This window comes from Hyphococcus sp., from assembly GCF_965228385.1.
Classification (GTDB): Bacteria; Pseudomonadota; Alphaproteobacteria; order Caulobacterales; family Parvularculaceae; genus Hyphococcus.
In genome coordinates, this window is the sequence record NZ_OZ245810.1 from 3079414 (window position 1) to 3091548 (window position 12135).

Here is a 12135-nt window from a genome sequence, read left to right on the forward strand (position 1 = left end):
CACGCGCCTTGCATGGTATAAATCTGTTAACCGCAATATTGCCGCTGATGCGCCGGCGCACGGGATTTAGTACGATGGATACAATCGAGTTTCTGCTGATCGTCGCCGTCTTCGCCGTGGTGATCGCCTGGTATCTGCAGAACGCCGAAGCCGGATCGGAAGGGCTAATCGGTCTGCTCGCGGTTAACGACGACCCGGAGAGTGCGAAAACCAAAAACCGGCGCGCCTACCGGATTAAAGAGCGCGCCGCGCACGGCAAGGCGTCCATGCGCGATATCAGGGCGGAAAAAAATCAAAAGGCCGCCTATCGCGTCAAAGGCGGCGCTGAAAACGCTGATCCGGAACGCATGCGGCAGCGCTTTCGCAGACAGGACGAAGCGCGTTACCGGGTCAAGGATACGGCCGCGAATTACAAACCGAAAAACACTCCCGGAAACGCCGATTAGCCGCCCAGCGCTTGCGCCGCCAGCGGCAGACCGATTGCCATGATGACGCTGATTACCAGGCCGAATAACGCCTTCGCCGCATCCATGCCGACAATTTTCGCCGTATCGCCCGGCGCGCGTACTTTATCGATTGTAGCAATGGCGAACTCCCGGCCGGCGATCAGCCCCAGAAACACCCATGTGGTCGACATCGGGATGTTGTTCATTTCCTTGAAATAAAATAGCAGCGTCGCATAGGTGAAATCGATAATCGTCGCCGAACGAATATCGCTAACACTGGTTTTGGTTTTCAGGATGCGTTGCACCGGCCCGCCCCTGTTCCAGAACGTATAGCCCAGCAGCAGCACAAGAATCCCGACAGATATGGCGGCCTCTAGCGGATTGAGACGTGCGACGCCGCTCGCCGTATCCCCGCGCGGCAGATAGATGTAGATATTGGCGAAATCCTGCATCAACCAGACAGACCAGAGATACCCCGTGGTGATCCACTGCATCAGCACCCAAAGCGGCGCATGCTGCTGGTCAGCGGTTTTAAGAAACCACCTTTCCAGCGTGGGCGCGAGCGCCGCATATATCAGTCCGCCCGCCACGAAGGCGACCAAATACCCGATCAGCGACTTTATCAGCATGCTGTAAAGGCCGCCCATCGTGGCGAAAATCGTCAGAACCATGAATGTCGTCGAGACGGGGATGCCAAACCGCGTCAACACGAGCAGAACGAGGGGCGGCAATGCATAATACCATTGCGGGTCGATGATAACCGGATACTTATCCGTATTGTTCAGACGGCCAAAAGACGGATCGCCTTCATTCGTGATATACCCATAGGTAAAAACCACCACGAGCACAGTCGCCGCGAACAAAAACAGCGCCCACCAGGGCAACCGGCGGTTAGAATTGATAAAGGTGCCAAGCGTCTGCAGCGCGTCATTGCCGACAACTGCGTAAGCAGCGAAAACAAAGCCAACCGCAGCCCATAACCCGATATCGATTTCCATGTTCATCCCTGGCGTCATCCGGCCCATGCTTACTCGTCAGGAGCCGGTGCAAACACGACGGGCGGCGCACCGTGCGCGCTTGCCCCGAATTCGCGCGCACCCTCTATTTTTTTTGTTTCACAATTGTGACAGAACACCGGAAATCGACGAAAAAACCTGGATTAAAGGTCACCGGCGCGTGATGGAGAGCGGGGCATGACGGAAAAGCTACTGAACGATCTCGCACCGGCAAATCACCCCGCAATCCCCGCCCAGCGGATTGGCGTGCTTTTGGTGAATCTCGGCACGCCGGACGCGCCCGAGCCTGGCGCAGTTCGCCGATATTTACGTGAGTTCCTCAGCGATGAGCGTATTGTCGATCTGCCCCGCGCCGTGTGGCTGCCGATTTTGCATGGCGTCATACTGAATGTTCGCCCGGCGGTCACCGCCCGCAACTACAAAAAAATCTGGCGCGAGGAGAGCAATGAAAGCCCTTTGCGGTATTTTACAAGGGCGCAAAGCAAGGCTTTGTCCGCCTCGCTTGACGCGGCCACGGTGGATTGGGCGATGCGTTATGGCAATCCATCCATTGCGGCGCGCCTTGAGGCGATGAAAGCCAAGGGCTGCACGCGAATTCTTGTAGTCCCGCTATATCCGCAATATTCGGCCACAACGACGGCGAGCGTCGCGGACGCCGTTTTCGCCGCCGTCAAATCCATGCGCTGGCAGCCGGCCATCCGTACTGCGCCGCCGTTTCATGACGATCCCGCCTATGTGGACGCCTTGGCGCAAGTCGCAAAACGGCATTTGAGCGGTATTGACTGGACGCCGGAACGCGTCGTCATCTCTTTTCACGGTTTGCCGCAACGTTATTTCGAGGCTGGCGACCCTTATCATTGCCATTGTGCGAAAACCGCGCGTCTGCTGCGCGAAACCATGGGGTGGACGGAAGAGTTCGCGCCCTTGGCGTTTCAATCCAAATTCGGCCGTGAGAAGTGGCTGGAGCCCGCGACGGATGAAACTATCAAGTCCCTTGCGGAACAGCGCATTAAAAAAATCGCGGTCATCATGCCGGGATTTGTCTCTGACTGCATCGAAACCCTGGAGGAGATCGACATCGCTGCGCGCGCGACATTTATGGAAGCTGGCGGAGAAGATTTTACTGCGATCCCGTGCCTGAACGACTCGCCGGAAATGGCGGCGCTGCTTGAGACCATATCACGGCGGGAGACCGCAGGCTGGAGCGACGCGCGACGCTCATGAAAGTCTTCTATTCCGATACATTCGATCTCAACTTGCCGGACAATCATCGTTTTCCCGGAAGCAAATACGGCATGTTGCGCAGAACGCTCCTTGAAAACGACATTCTCGCGGAAGACATGCTGGAAGCGTCGCAACCGATAGACGACGCCGCCCTTTTACGCGCTCATGCGCCTGAATATGTAGCGTCGATAGATCATGGTACGATCGACGATAAAGCCATGCGGCGCATCGGTTTTCCCTGGTCAAGACATATCGCCTTGCGCGCAAGGGCGACCATGGGCGGCGCGCTCGCCGCGGCGCGGGCGGCGCTTCAAGACGGGCTTTCCGGTCAGCTCGCCGGCGGCACGCATCACGCGCATTACGATTTCGGTTCGGGCTACTGCGTGTTCAATGATTTCGCCGTGACCGCGCTGGCGCTGTTGAATGAGAAAAATGTGGATCGCGTCGCCATTATAGATCTCGATGTGCACCAGGGCGACGGCAACGCCGCCCTTCTTTCACCGCGAGACGACGTGTTCGTATTATCCGTACACGGTGAAAAGAACTTTCCGTTCCGGAAAATGACGTCCGATCTCGATCTTAACCTGCCGGACGGCGTCGAAGATGAAGAATATAACGCTGCGCTTTGCGGGGTCCTGCCGGCAATATGGGAATTCAAACCTGACCTTGTTCTCTATCAGGCGGGTGTCGATCCGCTGAAAGAAGACCGCCTTGGCCGCATGGCGTTGACCTATAACGGTCTGATGCAACGCGACCGTCTGGTGCTGTCAATGTGTAAAAAGCGCGGGATTCCCGTCTCCATGGCGATTGGCGGCGGCTATACTGACCCGATCGCGCAAAGCGTCGCCGCCTACGCCAACACCTGGCGCGCCGCAAAAGAAATTTGGGGTTTTTGAAAGCCCGCCACAAATCCGCCTCTGAACGCGTTGACCATTATGCTGATCGTGAGAACACTTGCGCTGAAAAAATTTACTGGCGGGGCGCAATCCCTATAACGCAGCAAAGGGCGTCTCAGCATGGAAATCTTTGACCCATCCTTCTGGTCGTTCCTATGGGATGGGGCGCGTTATGAAGCCTGGATCCAGAAAGCCGGTCCCTGGGCGCCGTTGATGGCGATTTTCGCCATGATTATCGTATCATTCCTGCCGTTGCCGGCGGAAACCGTCGCGATCGCCAACGGTATGGTGTTTGGACAGATCTACGGATTCTTCCTGACATGGACGGGCGCTGTGATTGCTGCGATCATCGCATTTGCTTTGGCGCGCTGGCTGGGACAACCGCTGATATACAGGTTTATGCCCAACAGATCGCTGGCGCGATTTGAGCGGGCCGTCGAGCGCAGAGGCGCGCACTTTCTTCTCATTGTACGGATGATACCGCTCATTCCCTACACAATTGTCAATTATGGATCGGGCCTCAGCCCGGTTCGCTTCAGCACCTATCTTTGGACATCCGCCGTTGGCATGGCGGCGCCGGTTTTCATTTTTGTGAGTATCGGCGCCATGGTAATAGACAGGCCATGGCTTGGCTGGGCGTCGCTGGCGGGCGTATTTCTGCTGTTTGCGCTGCTCGCCTGGTGGTCGCGCAAATGGTGGTTGGAAACCGAACCCGGAAGTTAGCTGTGCGCCGCCGCCGCAACGCGCTCCACAAACCCGTCGACTTCCTGTTCCGTCGTGCGGAAAGAGGTAATCAGCCGATTCATACGCCCGCTGGCGGGATCGCCGGGCGTAATCCATGGATAAAAGAATTCGCCGTTCGCGCGTAACCTCTCCGCCGCATCACCCGGAAAGCAGGCGAAAACCTCGTTAATCTGCGTGGGATACGAAATCTCAACGCCTTTAATGGAACCGAGCCCGCTGGAAAGACGCGCCGCCATCGCGTTGGCGTGCGCGGCAAGGCGCAACCACAAATCGTCCGCTAAATAAGCGTCGAACTGCGCCGCGATGAACCGCATCTTTGACCATAAATGCCCGGCGCGCTTGCGCCGGAATTCGAAATCCTTCGCCATCTCGGGATTGAAAAAAACGACCGCCTCCGCAGCAATGCAGCCGTTTTTCGTGCCGCCGAAACATAAAACGTCGACGCCGGCTTTCCATGTCAGTGTCGCCGGCGACGCGCCTGACGCCGCCACGGCGTTGGCGAAACGCGCGCCGTCCATATGAACCGTCATATCTGCGTCATGCGCGGCTTCGCATAACGCTTTCAATTCGTCTACAGAATACAGCGCGCCGCATTCTGTAGCCTGCGTCAGTGACAGGGCGCTAGGCGGCGCCCCGTGCGGTGGACGATGCGGAAACCCTTTGAGCGCTTTGGCGAAACCATCGGCAGTCATCTTGCCGCCTGAGCCGGCAACGGGAATCAGCTTGGCGCCCCCTGTAAAAAACTCAGGTCCCGCGCATTCATCCATTTGGACATGGCTTTCCTCGTGACAGAACACCATGCCGTAAGACGGCGCCAGAACAGAGAGGGCCAGTCCATTCGCCGCGCCGCCCGTGGCGACGAAATAAACGGCGCAATCGCGTTCAAATCTTTCAGAAATACGGCCCGCAATTTTTTTGGTGTAATCGTCAACGCCGTAGGACGGGGCCGCGCCGTCATTGGCGCGCGCGATCGCTTCAAGCACTTCCGGCGCGGCGCCGGCCCAGTTGTCCGATGCGAATGTCATAACCTACCTATGGCGCGCCGGAAGCAGCACCGTCAATCTGCGCATTGAATTCTGCAAAAGAACATACCGTCTGCCTCGCGCCCGCTTTGCGCAACCGGCTCTCATGGCCTTCAAAACAATGCCCGCCGCCTAGAAAACCCCAGACAGACATGCCGGCGGCGCACCCCGCACGAACGCCGTTTTCACTGTCCTCCAGCACCAGACATCGCGCCGGGTCCACGCCAAGCCGTTCCGCTGCGAAAAGAAATATGTCCGGCGACGGCTTTCCGTTTGCGACCAGGTCCGCTGAATAGACATGCGGCGCTGCGAGACCATAAAGTCCCGTGCGCTCGAGTTTTGATTTCAGGAAATGCGCCCGCGACGACGAGGCGACAGCGATCGCCCCGAACCGGGTTTTCGCCGCCCCCATGGCCGCAGCAGCGCCGGCAATGACCTGCAACGCATGCTTTTCCTGGCTTCGTCCTTCCAGAATGCGGTCTTCAAAATCATCGGGCGCTTCCGTCTTGAACGCCAGTTGAAAATCATTTCGCAGCGCCTCAAAAAACGCGTCGTCATGCAGTCCGACGAATCGGCCGACATATTCCGCAGGAGAATATCGCAGGCCGAAACTCTCCAGCGCACCGCGTTCGCCCTTGATGGCCAGCACTTCGGAATCGACCAGCACACCGTCGCAATCGAAAATAACCGCTACAAAATTCATGATTGTTTTAGAGACTCCAGAGTGAACAGCCCTGTCCGGGCGCCCGTCTAAAGCGAAAATCGTGTCGCCACAAACACCCCCGGACGAATTCTTTTGCGCTTCGCTTATGACAGCGCTTGATCGGCAAGGCTATCCCGGCTGAAATGGCGCCGATATTCAGGGGATCCGGAGAAATTTTATGTTCAAGCGTAATCTCATGGCAGGCGCGGCAATCATCGTTGTCGCGCTGACATCAACCACCTCCGCGCTCGTTATGCGCCAGGACAGGGAAAAGGATGCACCGGCGCAAAACATCGAGCGCGATGTCTCGGCGCAGATCAAGGCGCGCCTGCGCGACCGGATGGGACCGCAGGGGCCGGCGTTTTCTGACGGGCGCGAAGTGCGCAGTTTTGACGGCACAGGCAACAACGCTTCCGAGCCGGGCGCCGGGGCCGCCTTTCAGAAATTGTCCCGTATGATGCCTTCCGACTATAGCGACGGCATCTCCGCCATGGGCGGCCCGTTGCGCAAAGGGCCGCGCGAAATCAGCAACATTGTCGTGCATCAGGGCGACAAGTCAGTTCCCAACGATTTCGGAACCAGCGATTTCCTGTGGCAATGGGGACAGTTCATCGATCATGATTTCGCACTGGGTGACGGCGTCAGAACCGGCGACCGCTCATTCGATATTCCCATCCCGGCGGGCGATCCCTGGTTTGACCCTATGGGCGCGGGCGGCAAATCCATTCATTTCGACCGGGCGCTCTTCGATGAAGAAACGGGAACGGATCTGTCCAATCCCCGCGAACATATGAACGAGATCACCTCCTGGCTCGACGGCTCAATGGTCTATGGCTCCAGCGACGCGCGCGCAGCGGCGTTGAGAGCCAATGACGGGACAGGAAGGCTCAAGACCAGCGCAGGCGAGCTGTTGCCGTTCAATCCGGATGAATTGCCGAACGCCAATGAAGGGCCAATCCCACCGGCCGACCTTTTTCTGGCAGGCGACGTGCGATCCAATGAGCAGGTCGGTCTCACCGTCATGCACACATTGTTCGTGCGCGAACATAACCGCTGGGCGGATCAGATCCGCAAGACGCGGCCATGGCTTTCGGGCGACGATGTTTATCATGCTGCAAGACGCATGGTGATCGCGGAAATTCAGATCATTACCTATGAGGAATTTTTACCCGCGCTGATCGGGCGGCGCGCCTTGCCGCGCTATCGCGGTTACAAGGAAGGTAATCCGGGCCTCATGACCGAGTTCTCCGGCGCGGCGTGGCGGCTCGGCCATACGCTGATTAACCCGCAAATTATGCGTGTCGACAGGAATGGCGATGAAATCGCCGCCGGGCATTTGCCCTTGCGCAATGCGTTTTTTAACGCGCCGTTGCTATTGACGGAACGCAACGATATCGACCCCGTTTTGCGCGGCCTTGCGGCGCAGAAAAGTCAGGCGTTCGATCACATGATCGTGGACGATTTGCGCAACTTCCTGTTTGGCCCCCCGGGCGCCGGTGGATTTGATCTTGCTGCGCTTAACATTCAGCGCGGACGCGACCGCGGCCTGCCCTCCTATAACGACATGCGGGAATCGCTGGGGCTGGGGCGGGTGTCGGATTTCGATGAAATCACCTCGGATCCGGCGGTGCAGCAAAAACTGTATGAAGCCTATGGCGACGTTGACGATATCGATCTGTGGGTCGGCGGCATTTCAGAAGACCCGATGGAGCGCGATGGCTCGCAATTGGGGCCGCTCCTGCGGGAAATTTGTATCTTGCAGTTTACTATGCTGCGCGATTACGACCGCTTCTGGTACGAGCGCGATCTGGCCATTTCCGAACTTGTAAAAGTGCGCAATGTTCGATTGGCCGATATCATCCTGGCGAATACGGATATCAAGCGTCGGGAAATTCCCAAAAACGTTTTTTACGTGTCGCGCCGCTGAGGGGAACAACTTACAGGCGATCCGCATGCAGCGCTTCGCCTGAAATTCTTCCCCCGAAAGCCCCGCTATCAGGGGTTTTCTCAGCCCTGATTGATTTTGTGTAATACGCCGGACCCGCATTGACCCGCGCGTGTTTGGTCCTCGTCCGCATGTTGCGCAAAACGAGGAGAGTTTATCATGCGTAAAGGAGTTTTAATCGGCGCCGGCGTTGGCGCGCTTGTCGCTGTTATTGGCGTTGGAGCAGCCATGTCAGGCGCTTTTGATGACGACGGCTTTACATCCGCAAATGAAAATGAAATTGCGAACGAAACAGAAAATGTCGCGTCCGCGCCGGAAGCCGCAAAAGATTGCCGCGCTATCGCGACGGCGGAAACCGGTTTTGATCCGGCGACGACGCCTGTGCCGGTCCGTGACGACGCCGGCAACAAGCAGGTGCTGAAAGGCACGGCTGTCGGCGCCGCCGTGGGCGCTGTCGCGGGCGAAGTCATCGGCGATAAAGCCGGTTACGGCGCGGCTGCCGGCGCCGCCGCCGGGGCTGCAGGCGGCCAGGCGGTCAAAGCCGACAAACAGAAAACCGCCGACGAAGTTTTCGAACAGCAACGCGCCCAGTATGAGCAGGCGAAAGTCGCCTATGACACAGCGTTGCAGGTCTGTCTCAACGACTAGATCGCCTTGGCGACCATGCAAAACAAAAGGGCCCGCAAAATGCGGGCCCTTTTTACGTCGATATAGAAGTGATGATTAGCCAGCCAGGGCGGCGAGGAGCAAGAGCGCCACGATATTGGTGATCTTGATCATCGGGTTGACCGCCGGGCCCGCCGTATCCTTGTAGGGATCGCCGACTGTGTCGCCCGTTACCGCTGCTTTATGGGCTTCCGAACCCTTGCCGCCATGGTTGCCGTCTTCGATATACTTTTTGGCGTTGTCCCAGGCGCCGCCGCCGGCCGTCATGGAAATGGCGACGAAAAGGCCTGTAACAATAACGCCGATCAGCATGGCGCCGACCGCCGAAAGCGCAGCGGATTTATCCGCCACCGCGCCGACTACAAAATAGACGACCAGCGGTGAGAGGATCGGCAACATGGACGGCACGACCATTTCCTTGATCGCGGCGCCGGTCAGCATGTTCACGGCGCGGGCGTAATCCGGCTTCTCCGTACCTTGCATGATGCCCGGCTTTTCCTTGAACTGCCGGCGTACTTCTTCAACGATGGCGGACGCAGCGCGCCCCACCGCCTGCATGGCGATGCCGCCGAAGAGATACGGCAAGAGGCCGCCTATCAGAAGGCCCGCAATCACATAGGGATCGGAGAGCGCGAACGATACATTCACGTCCGCGAAGAACGGATATTCATCCGAATGCAGACGGAAATGTTCGATGTCCTTGGTATACGCCGCAAACAGAACAAGCGCGCCGAGACCCGCTGAGCCGATCGCATAACCTTTGGTTACGGCTTTCGTCGTGTTGCCAACGGCGTCGAGCGCATCCGTTGTTTCGCGCACGGACCCCTCAAGACCGGACATTTCGGCTATGCCGCCGGCGTTGTCCGTCACTGGGCCGAACGCATCGAGCGCGACGATCATGCCCGCGAGCGCGAGCATTGTCGTCACCGCTGTGGCGATGCCGAAAAGGCCGGCAAGGTTGTACGCTGTGATGATGCCAATGACGATAACGAGCGCCGGAAGCGCTGTTGCCTCCATTGAAATCGCAAGGCCCTGGATAACGTTGGTGCCGTGCCCAGATTCAGACGCTTTCGCAACCGATTTCACCGGCCGGTAATCCGTACCCGTATAATATTCGGTGATCCAGACGATCAGGCCGGTGACAACGAGACCGAGAATGCCGCAAAGGAATAACGACAGGCCCGTGAAAGGATCGCCCTGCTCCGTCTGTCCGATGGTTTCTGAAAAACCGAACATCTGGAAGGTGACGCCGCCGATTGCAATCAAAGACAGAACGCCGGTGACAACGAGACCCTTGTAAAGAGCGCCCATGATGTTGGTCGACCCTTTGCCGAGCGAGACGCCGTAGGTGCCGGCGATGGAGGTGATGATGCAGACCCCGCCGATGGCGAGCGGATAGAACATGAATTGCGCCGCATTCTCAGTGAACAGGATCGAGCCCAGCACCATGGTCGCCGCAATGGTCACCACGTATGTTTCGAACAGGTCTGCGGCCATGCCGGCGCAGTCGCCGACATTATCGCCCACATTGTCGGCAATGGTCGCCGGATTGCGCGGATCGTCTTCCGGGATGCCAGCCTCGACCTTGCCGACCATGTCGCCGCCCACATCGGCGCCTTTCGTGAAGATGCCGCCGCCAAGACGCGCGAAAACGGAAATCAGCGATGCGCCAAGCGATAACGCGATGAGGCCGTTCACAACCGCACGGCTTTCCGGCGCGTGACCGAGACCCGCCGTCAGAATGGCATAATAGGCGGCAAGCCCGAGAAGCGCGAGGCCGGCGACGAGCATACCGGTGATAGCGCCGGCCTTGAACGCGACCGAAAGGCCTTTCGCGAGGCTTTCGCTCGCGGCCTGGGTCGTGCGCACATTGGCGCGGACCGAAACCAGCATGCCGATAAATCCGGCCGCGCCCGACAAGACAGCCCCGATGGCGAAGCCCACGGCGGGAATAAAGTCGAATTTGAACGCCGCCAGCAGCACGAGGAACACAACGCCCCCGGCGATGGCGATGGTGGTATACTGTTTATTGAGATACGCCTGCGCGCCTTCCTGAATAGCTGCGGCGATTTCTTTCATCCGGTCTGTGCCCGACGGCAATGACAACACCTGGTTTACGGTGAATGCCCCATATGCAATCGCGAGCAAGCCAGCCCCAATGACTAACCAAAGCTCCAAGCCCATGTTACTTCCTTCCTGGAATTTCTGTGTGGTGAGTTTGAACGCTGACATGGCCGCAGCGTCAGGGTCGCCCCCCGCGCGCGCTTCAACCAGCTCCTGTTGATGTCGGCGCGGAAACTGGCAAAGCCCTTTCGCAAAATCAACAAAAACTTGCGCGGCGGATTGCGCTCTATGGACCAGAACGGTGAAATCAGAGGATGGCTTTGACGCGGTGTTCCGGCTTTACGAGGAGGCCGCCCCGCGGGCGCGCATCGCCTGACGGGTTTCCGGTTCCGCGTCTGTCAGGTCCCGAACCCAAGGGAATTTAAGGGCCATTTCGTCTGTGTAACCAAGATTGCGGGCTGTCGCGCTGCGCGGCGCATTCTTCGTTTCGCCGTAATAGGTGCCGAAGGCCTTGTCCCAGAAAAATTCCGCTATGCCGTAATTGCCGTTTTCGTTGTGAAAATGGTGGGCGAGATGCCGCGCCTTGATGGTCTTCCAGAATGTCGATTTTGGTTCGAACGCCAGATGCTGCCCGGCATGGAGGAATTCCGTATAACAGGTCATGGCGACCGTGCCGGCGATCGCTGCACACGCGCCCGGAAGGCCGTTGATAAGCCATCCCAGCGGCCCGGCGACAAAAATAATCGTGGGCAGCGTCGTATGCAAACCGCCGAAAAGCACCGATAAATCATTGGGAAACCGGTGGTGATCGTAATGCACGCGCTTCCACAATCCCGCCAGCAACGGCGTTTTGTACATCCAGCTCCCATGCAGGATGAACCGGTGGACCAGGTACCAGGCGATAGGAAACAGGATGGCGCCCGCCGCAAAAGCCGCCACGAAAAGCGTAACTGACGTTATCGACGCAATGCCGACAGTGAGCGCAACCAAGAGGATAAGCGCATAAATCTGGATTGCCGGATAGGTGATATAGGCTTTGACCAGATCGTCGAAGGTCATCCGGTTCAGAAGATACTCTTCTTCTTTCCAGGCTTTATAACCGATAAACAGACGCATTCCGCTTGATCCCTGAGCGATTTTCTAACTTTGTGCGATTTTTCAACTATTGCAGCAAAATGGCGGTCCGGGCGCAAATCAATCCCGCGTGTCCCAATCGCCCGGAAATTAGGCGCGCCGGCGCGCGGGTTCAAGCGGCTGCAGGCGCGTCATTTTGCAGGCTTTTCAGCGCAATGCGCCCAAGGGCCTTCTTGACGGCAAACATGTAACATCCCGCTGTAAATCTTGATGCACCGCGTCATAGGAAGGTATTGCCCGTTGACCCAAGGCCTTGTATCGGCTCAAGGTTACCA

At 57.9% G+C, this 12135-nt stretch carries 11 protein-coding genes; 6 read left to right on the forward strand and 5 right to left on the reverse strand.

Annotated elements, in window-relative coordinates; genetic code table 11:
* Positions 1 to 74: 74 nt before the first annotated feature.
* Entirely contained in the window at positions 75 to 446 is a 372-nt protein-coding gene (locus tag ACQK2Q_RS14315) for a hypothetical protein (protein WP_425410422.1), read from the forward strand.
* On the opposite strand, the gene ACQK2Q_RS14320 is transcribed toward ACQK2Q_RS14315, so the two are convergent.
* The gene (locus ACQK2Q_RS14320) at positions 443 to 1462 is read right to left on the reverse strand and encodes a hypothetical protein (RefSeq protein WP_425410423.1); all 1020 of its coding nucleotides are present in this window, start codon (positions 1460 to 1462) and stop codon (positions 443 to 445) included. The two genes, ACQK2Q_RS14315 and ACQK2Q_RS14320, sit on opposite strands and share 4 nt — an antisense overlap.
* A gap of 177 nt (positions 1463 to 1639) precedes the next feature.
* Between ACQK2Q_RS14320 and hemH the strand changes: the two genes are divergently transcribed.
* From hemH to ACQK2Q_RS14335, 3 genes are all read left to right on the forward strand, one after another.
* Positions 1640 to 2686, forward strand: coding sequence for a ferrochelatase (gene hemH / locus ACQK2Q_RS14325; RefSeq protein ID WP_425410424.1), 1047 nt, complete (start codon positions 1640 to 1642; stop codon positions 2684 to 2686).
* Complete coding sequence (locus ACQK2Q_RS14330) at positions 2683 to 3582, forward strand: histone deacetylase family protein (RefSeq protein WP_425410425.1); 900 nt, start codon at positions 2683 to 2685, stop codon at positions 3580 to 3582. Before hemH ends, ACQK2Q_RS14330 begins: the two co-directional genes overlap by 4 nt.
* A gap of 120 nt (positions 3583 to 3702) precedes the next feature.
* Positions 3703 to 4305: a TVP38/TMEM64 family protein gene (locus tag ACQK2Q_RS14335; protein ID WP_425410426.1), complete on the forward strand. Its 603-nt coding sequence runs from the start codon at positions 3703 to 3705 to the stop codon at positions 4303 to 4305.
* Here ACQK2Q_RS14335 and ACQK2Q_RS14340 read toward each other — a convergent pair.
* The gene (locus tag ACQK2Q_RS14340) at positions 4302 to 5351 is read right to left on the reverse strand and encodes a threonine aldolase family protein (RefSeq protein ID WP_425410427.1); all 1050 of its coding nucleotides are present in this window, start codon (positions 5349 to 5351) and stop codon (positions 4302 to 4304) included. The genes ACQK2Q_RS14335 and ACQK2Q_RS14340 overlap by 4 nt on opposite strands.
* A gap of 7 nt (positions 5352 to 5358) precedes the next feature.
* Positions 5359 to 6051, reverse strand: coding sequence for an HAD family hydrolase (locus tag ACQK2Q_RS14345; protein ID WP_425410428.1), 693 nt, complete (start codon positions 6049 to 6051; stop codon positions 5359 to 5361).
* A gap of 196 nt (positions 6052 to 6247) precedes the next feature.
* Here ACQK2Q_RS14345 and ACQK2Q_RS14350 point away from each other — a divergent pair, with 196 nt between their 5' ends.
* Together ACQK2Q_RS14350 and ACQK2Q_RS14355 are read left to right on the forward strand one after the other, a co-directional pair.
* Positions 6248 to 7978, forward strand: a complete 1731-nt coding sequence (locus ACQK2Q_RS14350; protein ID WP_425410429.1) for a peroxidase family protein — start codon at positions 6248 to 6250, stop codon at positions 7976 to 7978.
* Positions 7979 to 8155: 177 nt separating this feature from the next.
* Positions 8156 to 8644, forward strand: coding sequence for a YMGG-like glycine zipper-containing protein (locus tag ACQK2Q_RS14355; RefSeq protein WP_425410430.1), 489 nt, complete (start codon positions 8156 to 8158; stop codon positions 8642 to 8644).
* Positions 8645 to 8719: 75 nt separating this feature from the next.
* Here the strand turns inward: ACQK2Q_RS14355 and ACQK2Q_RS14360 are convergent, their stop codons facing one another.
* Together ACQK2Q_RS14360 and ACQK2Q_RS14365 are read right to left on the reverse strand one after the other, a co-directional pair.
* Positions 8720 to 10846, reverse strand: coding sequence for a sodium-translocating pyrophosphatase (locus tag ACQK2Q_RS14360; RefSeq protein WP_425410431.1), 2127 nt, complete (start codon positions 10844 to 10846; stop codon positions 8720 to 8722).
* 219 nt (positions 10847 to 11065) lie between these two features.
* The gene (locus ACQK2Q_RS14365) at positions 11066 to 11842 is read right to left on the reverse strand and encodes a sterol desaturase family protein (protein ID WP_425410432.1); all 777 of its coding nucleotides are present in this window, start codon (positions 11840 to 11842) and stop codon (positions 11066 to 11068) included.
* Positions 11843 to 12135: the final 293 nt, after the last annotated feature.